Source organism: Bradyrhizobium mercantei, assembly GCF_001982635.1.
In the GTDB taxonomy this organism is placed as follows: domain Bacteria; phylum Pseudomonadota; class Alphaproteobacteria; order Rhizobiales; family Xanthobacteraceae; genus Bradyrhizobium; species Bradyrhizobium mercantei.
In genome coordinates this window covers 918,470-938,157 of sequence record NZ_MKFI01000004.1, presented here as the reverse complement: position 1 = coordinate 938,157, position 19,688 = coordinate 918,470, and the positions used below count along the sequence as shown (strand labels likewise).

General features: G+C 64.7%; 16 protein-coding genes and 1 tRNA gene. 14 read left to right on the top strand and 3 right to left on the bottom strand.

The window, feature by feature from the left end:
• Nucleotides 1–7 precede the first annotated feature (7 nt).
• A tRNA-Pro gene (locus BI327_RS22315) sits at nt 8–84 on the top strand.
• 289 nt (nt 85–373) lie between these two features.
• Here BI327_RS22315 and BI327_RS22310 read toward each other — a convergent pair.
• Complete coding sequence (locus BI327_RS22310) at nt 374–2,206, bottom strand: outer membrane protein assembly factor BamB family protein (protein ID WP_076862914.1); 1,833 nt, start codon at nt 2,204–2,206, stop codon at nt 374–376.
• Nucleotides 2,207–2,468: 262 nt separating this feature from the next.
• Between BI327_RS22310 and BI327_RS22305 the strand changes: the two genes are divergently transcribed.
• The 3 genes from BI327_RS22305 (at nt 2,469) to BI327_RS22295 (ending at nt 6,293) form a co-directional block, all read left to right on the top strand.
• On the top strand, nt 2,469–4,049 hold the full coding sequence (locus tag BI327_RS22305) for a sugar ABC transporter ATP-binding protein (protein ID WP_089025547.1): 1,581 nt from the start codon (nt 2,469–2,471) through the stop codon (nt 4,047–4,049).
• Entirely contained in the window at nt 4,046–5,038 is a 993-nt protein-coding gene (locus tag BI327_RS22300) for an ABC transporter permease (RefSeq protein ID WP_076862910.1), read from the top strand. Before BI327_RS22305 ends, BI327_RS22300 begins: the two co-directional genes overlap by 4 nt.
• Nucleotides 5,039–5,141: 103 nt before the next feature.
• A complete protein-coding gene (locus tag BI327_RS22295; RefSeq protein ID WP_076862907.1) occupies nt 5,142–6,293 on the top strand; it encodes a substrate-binding domain-containing protein in 1,152 nt (383 codons plus the stop codon).
• 279 nt (nt 6,294–6,572) lie between these two features.
• Here BI327_RS22295 and BI327_RS22290 read toward each other — a convergent pair whose 3' ends face one another.
• A complete protein-coding gene (locus BI327_RS22290; RefSeq protein ID WP_076862905.1) occupies nt 6,573–7,367 on the bottom strand; it encodes a DeoR/GlpR family DNA-binding transcription regulator in 795 nt (264 codons plus the stop codon).
• A gap of 351 nt (nt 7,368–7,718) precedes the next feature.
• Here BI327_RS22290 and deoC point away from each other — a divergent pair, with 351 nt between their 5' ends.
• The 8 genes from deoC to BI327_RS22250 all read left to right on the top strand — a co-directional run bounded on the left by deoC (nt 7,719) and on the right by BI327_RS22250 (nt 17,102).
• Nucleotides 7,719–8,636, top strand: coding sequence for a deoxyribose-phosphate aldolase (gene deoC / locus BI327_RS22285; RefSeq protein WP_394329879.1), 918 nt, complete (start codon nt 7,719–7,721; stop codon nt 8,634–8,636).
• Between the two features lie 10 nt (nt 8,637–8,646).
• Complete coding sequence (locus BI327_RS22280; protein WP_076862902.1) at nt 8,647–11,037, top strand: aldehyde dehydrogenase family protein; 2,391 nt, start codon at nt 8,647–8,649, stop codon at nt 11,035–11,037.
• A gap of 100 nt (nt 11,038–11,137) precedes the next feature.
• The gene (locus BI327_RS22275; protein ID WP_076862900.1) at nt 11,138–11,593 is read left to right on the top strand and encodes an RbsD/FucU family protein; all 456 of its coding nucleotides are present in this window, start codon (nt 11,138–11,140) and stop codon (nt 11,591–11,593) included.
• Nucleotides 11,594–11,597: 4 nt separating this feature from the next.
• Nucleotides 11,598–12,521, top strand: coding sequence for a ribokinase (rbsK, locus tag BI327_RS22270; protein WP_076862898.1), 924 nt, complete (start codon nt 11,598–11,600; stop codon nt 12,519–12,521).
• Between the two features lie 7 nt (nt 12,522–12,528).
• The gene (locus BI327_RS22265) at nt 12,529–13,404 is read left to right on the top strand and encodes a carbohydrate ABC transporter permease (protein ID WP_076862896.1); all 876 of its coding nucleotides are present in this window, start codon (nt 12,529–12,531) and stop codon (nt 13,402–13,404) included.
• Nucleotides 13,401–14,438: a carbohydrate ABC transporter permease gene (locus BI327_RS22260; RefSeq protein ID WP_076862894.1), complete on the top strand. Its 1,038-nt coding sequence runs from the start codon at nt 13,401–13,403 to the stop codon at nt 14,436–14,438. The genes BI327_RS22265 and BI327_RS22260 overlap by 4 nt, the downstream gene beginning before the upstream one ends.
• 30 nt (nt 14,439–14,468) lie before the next feature.
• A complete protein-coding gene (locus BI327_RS22255) occupies nt 14,469–15,926 on the top strand; it encodes an ABC transporter substrate-binding protein (protein WP_394329878.1) in 1,458 nt (485 codons plus the stop codon).
• Between the two features lie 84 nt (nt 15,927–16,010).
• The gene (locus BI327_RS22250; protein ID WP_076862890.1) at nt 16,011–17,102 is read left to right on the top strand and encodes an ABC transporter ATP-binding protein; all 1,092 of its coding nucleotides are present in this window, start codon (nt 16,011–16,013) and stop codon (nt 17,100–17,102) included.
• 28 nt (nt 17,103–17,130) lie between these two features.
• Here the strand turns inward: BI327_RS22250 and BI327_RS22245 are convergent, their stop codons facing one another.
• Nucleotides 17,131–18,171, bottom strand: a complete 1,041-nt coding sequence (locus tag BI327_RS22245) for a helix-turn-helix transcriptional regulator (protein ID WP_245334905.1) — start codon at nt 18,169–18,171, stop codon at nt 17,131–17,133.
• A gap of 428 nt (nt 18,172–18,599) precedes the next feature.
• Between BI327_RS22245 and BI327_RS22240 the strand changes: the two genes are divergently transcribed.
• Nucleotides 18,600–18,896: a hypothetical protein gene (locus tag BI327_RS22240; RefSeq protein ID WP_245334904.1), complete on the top strand. Its 297-nt coding sequence runs from the start codon at nt 18,600–18,602 to the stop codon at nt 18,894–18,896.
• 152 nt (nt 18,897–19,048) lie between these two features.
• Nucleotides 19,049–19,408: a BA14K family protein gene (locus BI327_RS22235; protein ID WP_245334903.1), complete on the top strand. Its 360-nt coding sequence runs from the start codon at nt 19,049–19,051 to the stop codon at nt 19,406–19,408.
• Nucleotides 19,409–19,688: the final 280 nt, after the last annotated feature.

Genomic DNA, 19,688 nt, shown 5'->3' with positions numbered 1-19,688 from the left:
TCTCAGTCGGAGTGTGGCTCAGCCCGGTAGAGCACTGCGTTCGGGACGCAGGGGTCGCAGGTTCGAATCCTGCCACTCCGACCATTTATCCAAGCACTTATAGTTTCTGTGTTTTTTGTGCGCAACGAGATGCGCATCGATTTGAAGCGCGGCAGCCATGCCGGGCGATTTCGGGCCGCCTGTTCCCGGTATCGGCGAGTCGGGACGATTGGAGCGCGCGGGAAACGGCCCTGACGTGATGTTGCCTAGCACGTCGTCAAGCACCACACGGCCTCCCTTCGGACCTCTCAGCTGATCCTGCCCGGCATCAAAGCACGAATAGCCCTCGGCGAGTAGTGCTCAGCTTGCGGCGCAAATGCCGAATTTGTGTTGGTCAGGGGTTGCCGACCTCGAAGGCCAGCAGGACGTTGCCGGGCAATCCGCTCCATTGCGCGTAGCCCGAATTGACGTACAGCATGCCGTCGACGACGATCGGGCCCGGTCCGTCCATGGCACCGCCATGGGCCGCAACGCCGTTCACCGTGGTGTAGTCGCGCGCGGTGTCGATCTCCCACAGCAGCTTTGCATCATCGGTTGCGTAAGCGCGCAGGAAGCCGCTGACGCCGCCCGAGAAGACGACGCCTGGAATGGCGGTGATCGCTGCGGACAGCGCGGGACTGCACTGGGGACGGTCGCCGCAGGCAACCGGCGCCACCTGCATCGCGACTTTGCCGGTCGCAAGATCGAGGCCGAACAGGCCGCCGCCTTCGCTTGAATTCAGACGCCGCGTGCCGTCGCGAAGGAACCGGACGTCCGAGTTGGCGACATAGATTCGATCCTGGTCCGCGGCGGAGCCCCACTCGGTGCCGCCCAGCGGTCCACCCTGGCCGATCCGCGTCTGCCACAGGATCTTGCCCTCATGGTCGGGATCGAGCGCGTGGACCACGCCGGATTTCTGGCCGATGACCAGCATGCGTTGTCCGCTCCGCAAGCTCACCAGGATGGGCGATTGTCCGAAGTCATGGTCGGGCCCGCGGTCTTGCGGACAATTGCTCTGATCGGTCATGAAGCACGCAACGACGAAGCTGTCCTTGGGCGTGGCCTGCTGATGCCAAAGCATCCGGCCGGTCGCGAGATCGAACGCGAGGATGGCATCGCTGGTGTCGGTCGCCGGATCGGCATAGCTGTTCGAGGTCGCGACATAGAGCGCCTGGCGCTGCACGTCGATCGTCGGCGCGGACCAGACCGACGCGCCGGCCGGACCGAACAGCTGGGTCCCGATGGCGTTCGTCCGTGTCGGATGCGGCGCTTCGGGGATCGTGTAGGTCTTCCAGATCTGCGCGCCGCTCTCGGCCTTCAGCGCAACGACGCTGCCGCGAAACGTGCAGCATTGGTAGGTGGGACGCGACCCGATCGCCTCCTCGATCGAGGACACGCCGACATAGACGACGCCGGAATGGAAGACCGGTGCACCGGTAATCCGCGCGGCCACATGATCGTCGACCTTGCTCTTCCAGATCAGCGCGCCGGTCGTCGCGTTGACGGCGTAGACGTTGGCGCGCACATCGCCGAAGAAGATCGCGAACTGGTTGTTATCCAGCGGTGCAAAACTGATCGCCGTCCGCACTGGCGCCTCGGTCGGAAACGTCCAGCGCGTGCACCCGCTTTTGGCGTCGAGGGCATGGACCTTGCGGTCGCCGCCGCCGACGAACAGCAAGCCGCCGACCACACTCGGCTGCGCATTGGCGCTGGACGTGTCTTCAAATCCGAATGCCCATTTCAGGCGCAGCCGGGAGACCCGGTCTGGTGTCAGGCCGGCCATCGCTGCCGGCTGAAACCGGCTGTTGTTGATGTCGGCGCCCCAGCCGTTCCAGCGCGGTCCATCGATCGGCTGCGGAAAGCCGGTCTCGCCCTGCGCGCATTGGCCGACACTCGCGGCCGCCGCAGGCGACGCGGCCTTGCCGGTGACGAGCGAGGCGATCGCGGCGCGCTCGTCATTGCTCAGCCCTTGCGCGAATGATGCCATCGGGCCCGTGGTGATCGCGCCCAGAACCTCATCGAACGACCTCGATTGCAGCGCGCTTCGGCTCGGCGCACGAACATTCGCGTTGCTGCCGTCATGACACTGCGCGCAACGCTGCGCGTAGAGAGTGTCACCGACTCGCTGCGCCGTTGCAGGCAGGCAAGACCAGATCAGGGCGACGGCTATCGCAGCACTCAGTTTCATCTGGGTCACCGGCGTTGCTTCTGATGAAAGAGCGATCGCAGCGTAGCACAACCGGAACGGCAGTCGTCCTGCCTGGCGGAGGCCGGCGGCGTCTGTCGGTGGCGCAGGATCTGGTCGGGGCCGCTCCCAATTCGAACGCCCGGCGGCGCGATCTCCCATTGACAGGTCGCCCGATGTGATAGAATTATAACACAATAAGTTGCAAAAATAACAACATGTCATCATCGTACCAGCGCGCTCGCGCGGGTGACGGGAGGAAGGTTTGGAATTGTCCGGTTCGATCGCGGCAGAGCCTCGGCCGTCGACGTCGCTTTTGATGGTCGGTGGCATCAACAAGCGCTTTGGCGGCGTGCGGGCCTTGCGCGACGTCAACCTCGAGGTCCGGGCCGGCGAGGTGCACGCGCTGCTGGGCGAGAACGGCGCCGGAAAATCCACGCTGATCAAGATCCTCAGCGGTGTTCATGCGCCCGACAGCGGCACGATCGAAATCGCCGGCAAACCGGCGGCGTTCGACAGTCCGGCACGGTCGCGCGAGGCGGGGATCGCCGTCGTCTATCAAGACCTCAGTCTCGTCGAATCGCTGAGCGTCGCCGACAATCTGCTGCTCGGCCGCGAGCCGCGCGCGCGGTTCGGCTTTGTCAGGAAGCGCGAACTGATGGCCAGGGCCGAAGCGTTCCTGGGCGAGCTCGGCATTCCCCTGGACACCAAAGCGACGGTCGGCTCGCTGCCGTTCGCCTATCGCCAGATGACCGAGATCGCCAAGGCGTTGATGGGCGAGGTGCGGCTGTTGATCCTCGATGAGCCGACCTCCTCGCTGACCTCGGATGAAGTCCGCATCCTGTTCGACGCAATCGGCAAGGCGACGCGCCGCGGCGTCGGCGTGATCTACGTGACGCATCGGCTCAACGAGGTGTTCGAGATCTCGCAGCGCGTCACGGTGCTTCGCGACGGCGCCAACGCCGGCACGTTCGTGACCGCCGAGACCGACATGAAGCGGCTGGTGAACGCCATCATCGGCACCGATCGATTGGCGCCGGCTGCGTCGCGCACTGAACCAGCGGCAACGCGCACGATCGATCCGTCGCCGGTGCTGTCGCTGTCCGGTGTGTCCAACGACCGGCTATCGGCCGTCGATCTGTCCGTGATGAAGGGCGAGATCCACGGCCTTGCCGGATTGATCGGCAGCGGCCGGACCGAAATTCTCGAGACGATCTTCGGACTGCGTTCGGTCGAGAGTGGCACACTCGCGATCGAGGGCCGGCGCTGGCTGCCGAAGGGCGCTGCCGATGCGATCGATCAGGGCGTTGCGCTGGTACCGGAAGATCGTCACGTGCAGGGCCTGGTGTTGGATCATTCGATCGAGCGCAACATCACCTTGCCGCGGATTCCGCATTTCTCGCGCTGGGGCTTCATGCAGCAAGGCGCCGCCACGAGGCGCGCGGAAACCGCGGTCGCGCGGCTTTCGGTGAAGGCGCAGGGCGCCTCGAGCCTGGTCAGGACGTTGTCCGGCGGTAACCAGCAGAAGGTCGTGTTCGGAAAATGGAATGATCCGCGGCCGCGCGTGCTGCTGCTCGACGAGCCGACGGTCGGCGTCGACGTCGGCGCGCGCGAGGAGATCTACGGTGTCATCAGGAATGCCGCGCGCGACGGCAGCGGCGTCCTGGTCGTCTCGTCGGATCTCGTCGAACTGATCGAGCTCTGCGACCGCATCTCCGTGATCGTCGATGGCCGCGTGGCGCGGACGCTGAAGCGCGGCGAGATCGATGATGCCGAAGAGCTGCATCATCTCCTTCAGATCTACCAGGCTTCCGAACAAGGCGTATTGCAAGAGCTGCCCGCATGACCGAACTGACCGCGCCCAACGTCGTCGCCGCGTCGACCCGATCCGATCGGCGCCGCAAGCTGCTGCAGAATCTGCTGCGGGGCGAGCGGCCCTACATGCTGTACATCGCCTTCGTGGTGCTGCTGGTCGTGTTCAGCCTGTCCTCGCCCTGGTTCCTGTCGGTCGACAATTTCCTGAACATCGGACGCCAGACCACGCTGGTGTCGATCATCGCGGTCGGCATGACCTTCGTGATCATCGCGCGCCAGATCGATCTGTCGGTCGCATCGACACTGGCGCTGTCGGGCATGGCGGCTGCGCTCGCCATGAGCCAGATCAACAACAGCTGGATCGTCGGTGCCATCGCAGGGCTCGGCACCGGCGCGCTGGTCGGGCTGCTCAACGGCATCCTGACCACGCAGCTCTCGATCCCGTCCTTCCTGGTCACGCTGGGCTCGTTGAGCATGGCGCGGGGGCTGGCGATGATGGTGACCAACACCAAGCCTGTCATCATCACCAACGAGACCTATTTCGCGATCTTCGGCGAAGGCTCGTTTTTAGGGATACCCGTTCCGATCGCCTGGACGCTGGTGGCGATGATCGTCGGCATCCTGCTGCTGCATTACAACGTGTTCGGCCGCCGCATCTATGCGGTCGGCGGCAATCCGACCGCGGCGCTCTATTCCGGCATCAACACCAAATGGGTGACGACCGCGGCCTTTGTGCTGACCGGCGCGCTGGCCGGTCTTGCGGCGCTGGTGCTGTCCGCGCGCTCGCATGCCGCGCGGCCCGACGTCGTGCAGGGCATGGAGCTCGACGTCATCGCCGCCGTGATCCTCGGTGGTTGCAGCCTGTTCGGCGGCCGCGGCTACATCCTGGGAACGCTGTTCGGCAGCCTGATCATCGGCACACTCAACAACGGCCTCGTGCTGCTCGGCGTCAGCTCGCCGCTGCAGCTCGTCATCAAGGGAGCGATCATCGTGGCCGCGGTCGCTTTCACGAAACGCTAGTCGGGATCAGATGTGGCGCCGGGACCGCAAGGCCCCTGCGCTGCGGCAGTAGGGGCAAGGTCGCCGGCCTCCGGTCAATCGGCGACCAACACGGGAGGAAACAATGAAGCCAATCTTGCGACAAACCCTGCCGCTGACCGCACTGATCGCGGCGACGGCCATTTCGATCGTCCCCTCGGCCCGCGCCGAAGTGCCCGCGACCTGCGTCAAGGGCGTCGACCTCGCGACGCTTGGACCGAAATCGATCGTCGGTCAGGGGCCCCACGGCGAGAAGGCCGCCTCGCCCGAGGTGCTGGCGCTGTCGGACGCCGACGCCGCCAAGGTCAAGGAGAAGCATTTCAAGGTCGGCATCTCGATGCAGACCGTCAACCTCGACTGGGCGCAACTGCAGATCCAGGGCATCACCGACACGCTGAAGAAGTATGGTGTGACGGTGACCGGCGTCGCGTCCGCCGAATATCAGGTCGACAAGCAGATCGCCGATATCGAGAACACCATCCAGCAGCATCCGGATGGCATCATCTCGATCCCGGTCGATTTCACCGCGACCGCGCCGACCTACAAGAAGGTCGCCAAGGCCGGTATCAAGCTGGTGCTGATGGACAGCATTCCGACCGGCCTCAAGCATCCCGAGGAATATGCCTCGATGATTTCGGCGGACAATCTGGGTAACGGGCAGATCGCGGCGCAGATCCTGGCGTCCTGCATGGCGCAGGGCGCCACCATCGGCCTCGTCAATTTCGGCGTCGACTATTTCAGCACCAACGAGCGCACCAAGGGCGTTCGCGAGTGGATGCAGAAGAACCGGCCGGACATCAAGATGAAGCAGGTCGACTTCACCGATCCGCCGAAGGTGTCGCAGATCGCGGGCGACTTCCTCACCGGCAATCCCGACGTCAAGGGCGTGTTCGCCGTCTGGGATCAGCCGGCGCTGGATACGCTGAGCTCGATGCGCGCGCAGGGCATCGATGTTCCCGTTACGACCGTCGATCTCGGCCTGCAATCGGCGATCGAGATCGCCAAGGGCGGACCGCTGAAGGCGACCGGGTCGCAGCGTCCCTATGATCAGGGCGTCGCGGAGGCGATGGCCATGATGAACGCGCTGCTCGGCAAGGAAACGCCGGCCTGGGTCGGTGTGCAGTCGTTGCCGGTGACGCAGTCCAACGTGCTGGAATCCTACAAGACGGTGTTCAAGAAGGAGCCGCCGCCGGAACTGACCGACGCCTGCAACAAGGCCAAGCCCGCCTGCAACTGATCTTTGGCCGGCGATGCGCGGTGTCGCAACGGCGTGCGTCGCGGACAAAGCTGACCCGGGCGAGCCAGCCCCCGCCCGGGTCAGACCGTTTTCGAGCGAAGGCTACGCACTCGATTCACCTCTCCCCAAGGGGAGAGGTCGATTTGCGAAGCAAATCGGGTGAGGGGGCGCAGCTCTAACGAGGGACCGTAATCCCTCACCCGGCGCTACGCGCCGACCTCTCCCGAGGGAGAGGTCGGCCTCCGCTGCCGGTCCGGTTCAACCTAGTCTCATCACGCCTCAGGTTGCGCTGGTCACGTATTCGACGGGAAGGCTGCGGAAGTGCTTGCGCATGTCCGATGATGCCGTACCGCCGACGATGATCCGCGCGAACGCGCCGATATCGGAGAAGAATGCCGATTTGAGGCTGCCGAGCTTGCTCGCGTCGATCACCAGGATGCTCTCCATCGCGGTCTCGATGACGGCCTGCTTGACGGCGACTTCGTGAAAATTCGAGCAGCTTGCGCCGCGGGTCCAGTGCACGCCGCCGGCGGAGATGAAGGCCTTGTTGATCCCCAGCCGCCGCAGATAGGACAGGCCGTCGTCCGACGCAAAGGACTGCGACGACGGATGGTAGAGGCCGCCCATCAGCATCACCTGCGTGGCCGGCCGGCGCGTGACGATCGACGCCACGTTCATCGAATAGCAGATCACCGAGAGCGGCAGATCCTCGGGCAGGCAGTCCGCCAGCGATTGCATCGTGGTGCCGCAGTCGACGAAGATCGTGTCGTCGGCCTGGATCAGGGCCGCTGCGGTCCGGCAGGCCAGACGCTTGTCCTGGGTGTGCTGGTCGATCTCCTGCTCGAACGCGTACTTGATCCCGGTCGGTGACGCCGCATTGACGACGTAGCCGCCGAGTAGCGCGAGCGCGGCGTCCGGGCCGGCGAGATCGCGCCGGACCGTCATTTCAGAAACCTTGAGCAGCTCGGCGGCGTCCTTCAGGTGCAGCGTGCCACCCGATTCAACGGCGCGGCGCAGCCTCTGCAGGCGCTGGACGCGTGTCTCGCTTGGTCGTGCGTTCGGGGTTTCAGCCATTTTGGTCGCCGAGCTTGCTTATCCGATTGACAATGATCTTACAATGTTGTGAGTTTATCAACGTCGATTTGTTACAATAATAACATCCAGTCCGACGGGCTGATCCGGTTGTCGGGGGCGATGTCGTTCCCGGGCAGTCGGCAAACCCAGCGGCAAGGTCAGGGAGGATCACATGTTGCGATCGACACATTCAGTCTATCTGGCGATCTCGTCGATTCGCTAGGACGCACGGCGCTTCCCATGACGCAGAGCGTCTTCATACAGAATCCGTCTCCATTGGCCGTGCAGTCGCCTGCTCCGGGCGGCGAGCATCCGCATCCGATCCCGCGCAACAGCGGTCGCGCGCTCGAGATGGATTGGGTCGACGACATCAGGATCAATTTGTCGGCCGCCGAACGGCGCGTCGCCAGCCTGCCGGGCCGGCGGACCGTCAAGAAGGATGCGCAGGCCGCGTGGCTGCTCAAGGCGATCACCTGCATCGACCTGACGACGCTCAATGGCGACGATACGACTGAGCGGGTGAAGCGGCTCTGCGCCAAGGCCAAGGCGCCCGTGCGCGGCGATGTCATCGAGAAGCTCGGCTTCGCCGGGCGCGATCTGCATACCGGCGCGGTCTGTGTCTACCATCGGTTCGTCGGCACGGCCGTCGAGGCGCTCGATGGATCCGGCATCCCGGTCGCTGCGGTCTCGACCGGATTTCCCGCGGGTCTCGTGCCGCACGAACTGAAGCTGAAGGAGATCGAGGCGTCGGTCCGCGACGGCGCGCAGGAGATCGATATCGTCATCACGCGCGAGCACGTGCTGACCGGCGACTGGCGGGCGCTTTACGCCGAGGTCCGGGATTTCCGCGCCGTCTGCGACAAAGCGCATCTGAAGACGATCCTGGCGACAGGCGACCTCAAGACGCTGCGCAATGTCGCCAAGGCCTCGATGGTCTGCATGATGGCGGGTGCCGACTTCATCAAGACCTCCACCGGCAAGGAAGGCGTCAACGCGACGCTGCCGGTAACGCTCGCGATGCTGCGGATGATCCGCGTCTATCAGGAGCGCACCGGCTACAAGATCGGCTTCAAGCCGGCCGGCGGAATCTCGACGGCAAAGGACGTGCTCAACTATCAGTTCCTGATGAAGGAGGAACTGGGACGCGACTGGCTCGAGCCGGATCTGTTCCGCATCGGCGCCTCCAGCCTGCTCGCCGACATCGAGCGGCAGCTCGAGCATCACGTGACCGGCCACTACTCGGCCTTCAACCGCCACCCCGTGGGATGAGACTCCAGCGATGAGCGTCGCAAGCTATTTCGAGACCATGGAGTATGGCCCCGCGCCCGAGGCGGACGGTGAGGCGCGCGCCTGGCTGGCGCGGCACGGCGCCACGTTCGGGCATTTCATCGCAGGAAAATTCACAGCGCCGCATGCGGGCAAGCACCTCACGACGGCCGAGCCCGCGACAGGCAAGACGCTGGCGCGCATCGCGCAGGGCGCTGCTGCCGATGTCGAAGCGGCGGTCAATGCTGCACGCACCGCGCAGGCCGCGTGGGCAAAGCTCGGCGGTCATGGCCGTGCGCGTCATCTCTACGCGTTGGCGCGCATGTTGCAGCGTCACGCCCGGCTGTTCGCCGTACTGGAGGCGATCGACAACGGCAAGCCGATCCGCGAAACCCGCGATCTCGACGTGCCGCTCGCGGCGCGCCATTTCTACTATCACGCCGGCTGGGCGCAGTTGCAGGAGCGCGAATTCGCCGATCAGCTGCCGATCGGCGTGATCGGGCAGATCATCCCGTGGAATTTCCCGCTGCTGATGCTGGCCTGGAAGATCGCGCCGGCGCTGGCCGCGGGCAACACGGTGGTGCTGAAGCCGGCCGAGTTCACCTCGCTGACGGCGCTGCTGTTCGCCGAGCTTTCGGCCGAGGCCGGCCTGCCGCCGGGCGTGCTGAACGTCGTGACCGGCGATGGCGCGACCGGTGCTCTGCTGGTCGAAAGCCCTGTCGACAAGATCGCCTTCACGGGATCGACCGAAGTCGGGCGGCTGATCCGCCAGTCGACCGCAGGCACCGGCAAATCGCTGACGCTTGAGCTCGGTGGCAAATCGCCGTTCATCGTGTTCGACGACGCCGATATCGACGGCGCGGTGGAAGGCGTGGTCGATGCGATCTGGTTCAACCAGGGCCAGGTTTGCTGTGCCGGCTCGCGGCTGCTGCTGCAGGAAGGGATCGCGGAGACTTTCCGCAGGCGGCTGATCCGCCGCATGGAGACCCTTCGCGTCGGCATGCCGCTCGACAAGGCGATCGACATGGGCGCGGTGGTAGCCCCGGTGCAGCTCGAGCGGATCAAGTCGCTGGTCGAGACCGGGGTGAAGGAGGGCGCGGAGAAATATCAGGCCTCCGGCGCGATCCCGGCGGAAGGCTGCTTCTATCCGCCGACCCTGCTCTGGAACGTGCATCCGTCCTCGACGGTCGCGACCGAAGAGATTTTCGGCCCGGTGCTGGTGGCGATGACATTCCGCACGCCTGACGAGGCCGTGATGCTCGCCAACAACACGCGCTACGGCCTTGCCGCCAGCGTGTGGAGCGAGACCATTGGGCTCGCGCTCGATATCGCGCCGAAATTGTTGGCCGGCGTGGTCTGGGTCAACGCCACCAACCTGTTCGACGCCAGCGTTGGCTTTGGCGGCTATCGCGAGTCCGGCTTCGGCCGTGAGGGTGGCCGCGAAGGCATGCTCGAGTACCTGAAGCCGAAGGCCTGGAGCGGTCGCAAGCCGCGGGCCAAGGCATCGCCGCTGCCGATTGCGGCCGGCGCCAGTGCCGGCGCCGGATTCGACGTGCCGCCGATCGATCGCACGACAAAACTGTTCGTCGGCGGCAAGCAGGTCCGTCCGGACGGCAATTATTCACGTGCGGTGCACTCGCCGAAGGGCCGGCGCCTGGGTGAGGCCGGCGAGGGCAATCGCAAGGACATCCGCAATGCGGTGGCCGCGGCGCGCTCCGCCGAAGCGTGGGCGCGCGCGACGGCGCATAATCGCGCCCAGATCCTTTATTACCTTGCCGAGAATCTTTCGGCGCGCGGCGATGAGTTCGCCCGCCGCATCGCCGACATGACCGGCGTATCGGCGGCAAAGGCACGCACGGAAGTCGATGCGAGCATCGAACGGCTGTTCAGCTATGGTGCATGGGCCGATAAATTCGAGGGATCCATCCATGCGCCGCCGCTGCGCGGCGTGGCGCTCGCGATGCATGAGCCGATCGGCGTGGTCGGTGTCGCCTGTCCGGACGAGGCGCCGCTGCTCGGCTTCATCAGCCTGGTCGCGCCGTTGATCGCGATGGGCAACCGGGTCGTCGCCGTGCCGAGCGAGCGGCATCCGCTCGCGGCGACCGATTTCTACCAGGTGCTCGAGACGTCGGACGTACCGGGCGGCGTGGTCAACATCGTCACCGGCGATCGCAACGATCTGGTCAAGGTGCTTGCCGAGCATGACGATGTCGACGCGCTCTGGGTGTTCGGATCGCAGGACGCCTCGGCGGTGGCCGAACGGCTGTCGATCGGCAATCTCAAGCGGACGCTGGTCGATCACGGCCTCGCGCTCGACTGGTACGACAAGGCCGCGAGCGAGGGCCCGATCCTGTTGCGTCACGCAGTGCAGGTGAAGAACATCTGGATCCCGTACGGCGACTAGAACGTTCGGGTGGCTCTAGGGACGTCACCTTGCGGTGATAGGAATGGGGATCCGGACCGTCAGAGTCCGGGCGATTTTGAAGACAAGGGAGGGACGCAACATGCTCAAGGGCATCAATCCACTGCTCAATGCCGACGTGCTCTATGCCCTGCGGGCGATGGGGCACGGTGATCGCCTGGTGGTGTGCGACACCAATTTTCCGGCCCACTCGATCGCGCGCCAGAGCGTGCTGGGCGAGTTGCTGCGCATCGACAATGTGAGCGCCGCCAAGGCGGTCGAAGCGGTTCTTTCGGTGATGCCGCTCGATACGTTCGTCGACGATGCCGCGATCCGCATGGAGATCGTCGGTCAGCCGCAGGAATTGCCCCCCGTGCAGCACGAGGTGCAGGCCGCGATCGATCGCGCCGAGGGACGATCCTGGCCGCTGGTCGGCGTCGAGCGCCATGCGTTCTACGAGAAAGCCAAGGCGGCCTATTGCGTGATCGCGACCGGCGAGCGGCGCTTCTACGGCTGCTTCCTGCTCACCAAGGGCGTGATCGCGCCGGACGGGGAGTGACGACATGAGCAAGAATGGCGTCGCCGTCCTCGGCGTGTTCGTGGTCGATCTGGCGTTCCGCGCCGGCAACATGCCGGCGATCGGCGAGACCATCGCCGGATCGGGATTCGCCATGGGGCCCGGCGGCAAGGGATCCAACCAGGCCGTCGCAGCGGCGCGAGCCGGCGCCAGCGTGAGCTTCATCTCCCGGATCGGCAGCGACGCCTTCGGCGAGCTTGCGATCAAGACCTGGGAGGCCGAGGGAATCCGGCCGCGCGTGGCGAGGACGAAAGAAGCACCGACCGGCGCGGCATTCATCTATGTCCACGAGACGCGCGGCGATAACGCGATCATCGTGGTGCCGGGTGCGGCGGGCGGCATCACGCCGGCCGATGTCGACGCGGTGGCGGACGCCATTCGCGATGCCAGCGTGTTCGTGACGCAGCTCGAGCAGCCGGTCGATGCCGCGTTGCGCGGCCTCGAGATTGCGCGTGCGGCCGGCAGCATCACGGTGTTCAACCCGGCGCCGGCGATCAAGTTCGACGATGGCCTGTTTGCGCTGTGCGATTATGTCGTCCCCAACGAGACCGAGGCCGAAGCGCTGACCGGGATCGCGGTCGGCGACCTCGCCGGCGCACGCCGGGCCGGTGACGCGCTGCTGGCCAAAGGTGCGGGCACCGCGCTGATCACGCTCGGCGAGCGCGGCGCGCTGTTTCACGCCCGCGACCGCTCGCTGCACGTGCCGCCGTTTGCCGCCGGCAAGGTGGTCGAAACCACCGGCGCGGGCGACGCCTTCGTCGGCGGCTTCGCGGCGGCGCTCGCCGATGGCGCGGATCCGCTCGAGGCCGCGCGGTTCGGTTCGGCCACCGCGGGAATCTCGGTGACACGACCGGGCACCGCGCCCGCGATGCCGCAGCGCGCGGAAATCGAAGCGTTGCTGAAGGGATGATCGCGCAATGATGCGGAACGATCCGATCAAGCATGTCTTCATCTGGCCGGCGGTGCTCGTCGTGCTGGCGATCTCGATCTTTCCGCTGATCTATTCGCTGACCACGAGCTTCCTGAGCTATCGCCTGATTCCACCGATCCCGCCGCGCGTCGTCTGGCTCGGCAATTATGGCACGCTGTTGCAGGAGCCGCGGTTCTGGAACGCGCTCTTCACCACGACGCTGATTGCGCTCATCGCGGTCGGACTGCAATACGCGATCGGTTTCGGCGTCGCGCTGGCGCTGAATGCGCGTGTGCCCGGCGAGCGGTTGTTTCGCGTCGCGTTGCTGCTGCCCATGCTGCTCGCGCCCGTCGCGGTCGCGCTGGTGGCGCGCATGATGTTCAACCCGACGATGGGACCGCTCAACCAGTTCCTGTCGCAGTTCGGACTGGTCAACCTGCCGTTCCTCACCAATGGACATTGGGCGCTCGGCTGCATCATCGCGGTCGAGGTCTGGCAGTGGACCCCGTTCGTCATCCTGATGATGCTGGCCGGCCTGCAAACGCTGCCCGAGGATGTCTACGAGGCCGCCGAGCTCGAGAATGCTAGCGCCTGGCAGCAGTTCTGGGGCATCACCTTTCCGATGATGCTGCCGATCTCGGCCGCAGTCGTCTTCATCCGCCTGATCGAGAGCTACAAGATCATGGACACGGTGTTCGTGATGACGGGCGGCGGGCCGGGCGTGGACACCGAGACGCTGACGCTGTTCGCCTATCAGGAAGGCTTCAAGAAGTTCAATCTGGGCTACACGTCGGCGCTCAGCTTCCTGTTCCTGATCGCGATCACGATCATCGGCGTCACCTATCTGGCGCTGCTGCGGCCGCATCTGGAGAAGCGCCGATGAGCGGGCAGGGCCTGACCGGACTGTCGCCATGGAGTCGCCGCCTGGTCGCAGCCGGCGTTCTCGCCTGGTGCCTGATCACGGTGTTTCCGCTCTATTGGGTGGTAGTGACCGCATTCAAGACGCCGCCGGGCGTCGTCGGCGGGCCGACTTACATTCCGTTCGTCGACTTCACGCCGACCCTGCAGCCCTTCATCGATCTGTATCAGGGGATCCGCGGCGAGTTCTTCCGGACCTTCCTGAACTCGACCATCGTCGGTCTGTCCGCGGCGGCGATCGCGACCGCGATCGGCGCGATGGCGGCCTATGCGCTGGTGCGGTTCGAATTCAAGGTCCGCCTCGGCGCGGGCCTCGCGTTCTTCCTGCTCGCGCTCGGCGGCTATCTGCTGTTCAACACGACGTTCGCCTTCACCCGTCCGCAGGCATTGTTGCTTGCCTTTCCGATCGCGCTGATCGTTGCAGTGATCGCCAACCGGCTGCCGCTGCCCGGGCCGATCCTCGGCAATGAGGACATCCTGTTCTGGTTCGTCAGCCAGCGCATGTTTCCGCCGATCGTCACGGCGTTTGCGCTCTATCTGCTGTACAGCGAGATCGGCCGGCTCGGCTTCCAGCTGATCGACAGCTTTGTCGGCCTGACGCTGTGCTACGTCGCCTTCTCGCTGCCGATCGTGGTCTGGCTGATGCGCGACTTCTTCGAGGCGATCCCGATCGAGGTCGAGGAGGCCGCGATGGTCGACAATGTGCCGAGCTGGCGCATCTTCATCGGCATCGTGGTGCCGATGTCGATGAACGGCCTGCTGGCGACGTTCATGATCACGCTGGCCTTCGTCTGGAACGAGTTTCTGTTCGCGCTGTTCCTGACCAATTCCAGATGGCAGACGCTGCCGATCCTGGTGGCGGGACAGAACAGCCAGCGCGGCGATGAATGGTGGGCGATCTCGGCTGCGGCGCTGGTCGCCATCGTTCCCATGATGATCATGGCGGGCCTGCTCAGCCGCATGATGCGGTCGGGCCTGCTGCTCGGGGCCATCAAATAGCAAAAACCTTGTAGGGAGGACTAAACGATGTTGCGACGGACGTTCCTGATGTTGACCACCTCGCTCGCGCTGGCCTGCGCCGGGAGCCAGGCGAATGCTGCGTGCAGTCCGGATTACACCGGCGTCACCCTGACGGTGGCGTCGCAGACCGGCCCGTATATCGCCTCCGCGCTCAAGCTCGGCGCGGATGAATGGGCCAAGAAGACCTGCGGCAAGGTCAATGTCGTCGAGTTTCCCTGGTCCGAGCTCTACCCAAAGATCGCGACCTCGCTCACCGCATCCGACGCGACGTTCGATCTTGTCAGCTTCGCGCCAGCCTGGCTGCCGGACTTCGTGCCCTATCTCAGCGAGATGCCGAAGGAGATGCAGTCCGGCAAGGACTGGGACGATATCGAGCCGGCCTATCGCGAACGCCTGATGGTGTGGGAAGGCAAGATCTACTCGCAATCGATGGACGGCGACGTCCACACCTATACCTACCGCACCGACCTGTTCAGCGACCCGAAGGAGAAGGACGCCTTCAAGGCCAAATACGGCTACGACCTCGCGCCGCCGAAGACCTGGAAGCAGTATCTCGACATCGCCGAGTTCTTCCAGCGGCCGGACAAGGGGCTGTGGGGAACGGCGGAAGCCTTCCGGCGCGGCGGCCAGCAGTTCTGGTTCTTCTTCAGCCATGCGGCGGCCTACACCAACAATCCGAACTATCCGGGCGCGATGTTCTTCGACCCCGAGACGATGGACGCGCAGATCAACAATCCGGGCTGGGTGAAGGGCCTTGAGGAATACATCCGCGCATCGAAGCTCGGACCGCCCAACGCGCTGAACTTCTCGTTCGGCGAGGTGAACGCGGCTGTCGCCGGCGGCCAGGTCGCGGAATCGATCGGCTGGGGCGACACCGGCGTCATCGCCGCCGACCCGAAGCAGTCGAAGATCTCGGGCAAGGTCGGCTCGGCGATGCTGCCCGGCTCGGACGAGATCTGGAACGCCAAGACCAAGAAGTGGGACAAGTTCCCGAGCGTGCTGCCGGGCCCGTTCATGGCATTCGGCGGCTGGCAGATTGCCGTGCCGAAGGCCGGCAAGAACCAGAAGGCGGCGTGGGATTTCGTCAAGACGCTGACCAGCCCCGAGGTGTCGGGCCAGGCGGCGATCACCGGCGGCAGCGGCGTCAATCCCTATCGCAAATCGCACACCGCCAATCTGCAACTGTGGAGCAAGATCTTCTCGCCGGAAGAGGCCAAGGAATATCTCGGCGCGCAATCGGACTCCATCAATGCCAAGAATGTCGCGCTCGACATGCGTCTGCCCGGCTATTTCTCCTATACCGAGGTCGTCGAGATCGAGCTCGGCAAGGCGCTGGCCGGCCAGACCACGCCGCAGGCGGCGCTCGACGCGATGGCGAAAGAGTGGAATCGGCTGACCGACGAGTTCGGCCGGGCCAAGCAGCTCGCGGCCTATCGCGCGGCAATGGGCCTGCCGCCGAAGAACTAGTATTCAACCGAGACGTCCCGGACGATGCGTGAGCGTCGTCCGGGACTTTGACTAGCCGTCGACGAAGGGACGGAAAAGGATTCCATGGCGCACGTCGAGATCGAGAACGTCAGCAAGGCATACGGGCCCTACAAGATCATCGAGGGGCTCGACCTCAACGTGGCCGACGAGGAGTTCGTCGTGCTGGTCGGTCCGTCCGGCTGCGGCAAGACGACGACGCTGCGCATGATCGCAGGACTCGAGGCCGTGACCAGCGGGACCATCCGCATCGGCAACCGCGACGTGACGCAGCTGCGCCCCGGCTTGCGCAACTGTGCGATGGTGTTCCAGAACTACGCGCTCTATCCGCACATGACGGTCGCCGAGAACATCGGCTACGGCATGAAGGTGCGGGGCGAGCAGCGCGCCAGCATCGAGAAGGCCGTGCGTGATGTGGCGCGCGTGCTCGACCTCGAGCAATATCTGCAACGCCGCCCCAAGCAGCTGTCCGGCGGCCAGCGCCAGCGCGTCGCGATCGGCCGCGCCATCGTGCGCAGCCCGGACGTGTTCCTGTTCGACGAGCCGTTGTCCAATCTCGACGCCAAGCTGCGCATCGAGATGCGGACCGAGATCAAGGCGCTGCACCGCCGCCTCGCCAAGACCATCGTCTATGTCACGCACGACCAGGTCGAGGCCATGACCATGGCCGACCGCGTCGTGGTGATGAACAAGGGCCGGATCGAGCAGGCGGCCGATCCGATCACGATCTACGAGAAGCCGAGCAATCTCTTTGTCGCCGGCTTCATGGGCGCGCCCAGCATGAACTTCATCGATGGCGAGATCACAGCCCGCGACGGCGCGCTCACCTTCACCGAGCCGTCGGGTGCGGCGCTGCGCGTGCCGAAGTCACGGGAGGCCGCCTATGCGGGCAGCGTCGGCAAGCGCGTGGTGCTCGGCGTGCGCCCCGATCATGTGTTGCGGCAAGGCGCGCCGGCGGGCTCTTCCGTCCGGATGCTGGTGAAGGACGTCGAACCGCTCGGGCCGCACACGCTGGTGATCGGGACCGTCGGTGCATTCGCGTTCACGGCGCAAATGCAGGTCGGCGTCGCCGCCGAGCCGGATCAGTTCATCGACGTCGCCCTTGACCTCGAGCGAACACATCTGTTCGACAAGGCGTCAGGGAAAGCGATTTGCTGATCTGTCGTCTTGCTCGCCAATCGCCCGCTTAGCTGCTGAACCCTCGCACGCGCCGGACGGTATCGGACGGATACAGGCCAAAGGCCGAGCGGTACACCGCCGCAAACCGGCCCATATGGGTAAAGCCCCACTTCAGGGCAACTTCGCTGACCGGAAGCAGGTTCTCCGGCCGCGACAGCTCATCGTGGATTGCCTCGAGTCGAATTTGTCGCAGATAGGCGACCGGCGTCGTGCCGTGAATCTTGCGGAAACCCAATTGCAGCAGCCGGCTGCTGACGCCGACCGTTGCGGCAATGTCCGATACCGTCAGCGGCAGATGAGGATTGGCCCGCATGTACTCGACAGCCCGCCTGACGTAACGCGGCGGCGCATCCAGCGGGTGGCGGTTCAACCGGTCGATCAGCCGATGCGGGACATTCTCAAGGATCAACTGTATCGCAGCCTCGGACAGCAGCGCGCTGGCTTTCGGAGAGCGCGCGAGGGTCCCGTCGTACAAACCGCTCGCGCTTGTACGAACGAGCTGAAGAAGGGTCTGCCCGACCCCGGTCGACAAGTCGACGATGGGCGTCAAATTGAGATCTTCGAGCGCGACGCTCCCGAATGTCGCGGACAGCACCTTCGAAACGATGCCCGTATGCAGGGTAAGCGTTACGCTTGAGTACCGTTCATCGACCGCTTCGACACGCTGCGCTTGCATCGTCGGGAGGGGGACGATGGCGATCTCGGAGGGGGTTCGCTCGACGCTCTTTCCCGAAATGAGCGTCTCGGCCTTGCCGGCATTCAGCAGGCCGATTGCGAGTTCTCCCGCAGAGTCCTCGTATGAGTAACGCCAATCCCAGCCTGCAGAAAGGTCTGCCCGTACGACGTCGATTTCCGCGCCGATTGCAATATCCGCATGCCAACGAAACGATTCGGCGGGCTGCAACGGGGAGTGGGCACTGATCCCGTGCGGTCTGAGCATTTCAAGGAGTTCTTCAAACGAAGATCCCGATCGGGTGGGAGGTGCAGCGAGTACGTCTTCGACCATCAAATCCTGACCAATTGTTTTGCGCGAAGCGATCCGACCCATCAGGCCGGGGTCTTCATCTCTCTAGACGTCCGCCACACGCACAAACCGCACAACCACACTAGCACAGCCTTGGCGAATTCAGCTCGTGTTCTCTTTTTCTTCTCTTTTCGATGTCCAATTACCGAACAGAATATCCAGATCACGAAATCGAGCGGCGGCGCTGGCGTTCCGGAACACCAGCGTGCGTGGCTGCGCACGCGACCGATCGTGCTAGCCAAAATCCGAATGCATCCATCCAGAATGCGATGGCATCCATGGACTCGTAGCCCATTTGGCCTAAATGCTGCCGACCTACTCAAACGGGTTATGAAAGCATGCATACAAGGATAACTTGCGTACTCGCGCTCACGGTTCTGTCGTCCATACCTGCGCTGGCAGATAGTTGCGCAGATCACGTCCAGAGCACCGGCGTTCCGATGGTGACGGGCATGACGCACAAGACCTGGATGATCTTCCCGTCGGTCAATCCCGCTGCTGCACTCGACAAGGTGTCGCGCGCCGTCCTGGCCGAGGGTTTTGTCGGTGTGAACGTCGACAAGAAGCTCGGCACGATCACCACTCAGCAGGAGACCACCGGATCCGGCCGGCCGCAAACGTTGCAGGTCGTCGTCCGCAAGGACGTCAAGGGCAGCCGCGTCGACGCGACCTTCAGCTTGCCGCCGGGACAGTTGGCTCCAGGTGTCGGCGATAACCTCTGCCGCGTCGTGAACGCAGCCGGCCAGTGAAATCCGCCGATCTGTGAAGCAAGGCTGACGCGCGAATTGTAACCGGCCGCGCGTGTACGGGTGTCGCCCGGTCCGAGACCGGGCGCGCCCACGTTGAGGGAATCGGGACGCAGGCGCCGGCCTGCGCCCACAGCAATGAAGCAGGAGATATGATGCGTAGGGCTCGCTTTCTGAAAGTCGTTTTGACGGCCACCACCGGCGTTATGATGTTTTCCGCCTCCGCGATCTCGGCTCCGCTCCAGCACGGCGCCGGTGTTGCGGCTGCGGTGCCGGCAGTGACCGAGAAGGTCTGGTGCCGTTACGGGAACTGCGATGGCGGCGCTGCCGTCGGCGGACTGGTCGGCGGCCTGATCGGCGGTGTCATCGCGGCCGGTGCGGCCAACGCCGCCGCGCAGCAGGAAGCCGCTGCCGCCCAGCAGCACGCGGCGTCCTGCGCCCAGCGTTATCGCTCGTACGATGCGGCGTCGAACACGTTCCAGGCCAAGGACGGCCGGCGCTATCCCTGCCAGTAAGCGTTTGAGGCATCGCCGCTCGGCGCCGAGCCGAGCACGAATGGGATTGACGGGCTCCGGCCAGTGAGCCGGAGCTCGAACGTCCGGGAGCCGCGGCGGGCCTTTGCCGCCGGATTGACCGGAACATTTGGCCCGAATCGGCTCCTGCCCCGCGTCTGGCTGCGCGGATCGAGGGGGGGCCGCATCGGGAATCGCAGGCCAAGCGCCCACGGCGGCCTCTGACGCGGCTGCTTTCTATGTTATCACGCGATCCGTCGAAACTGAGCTCGTGCAGAACCTG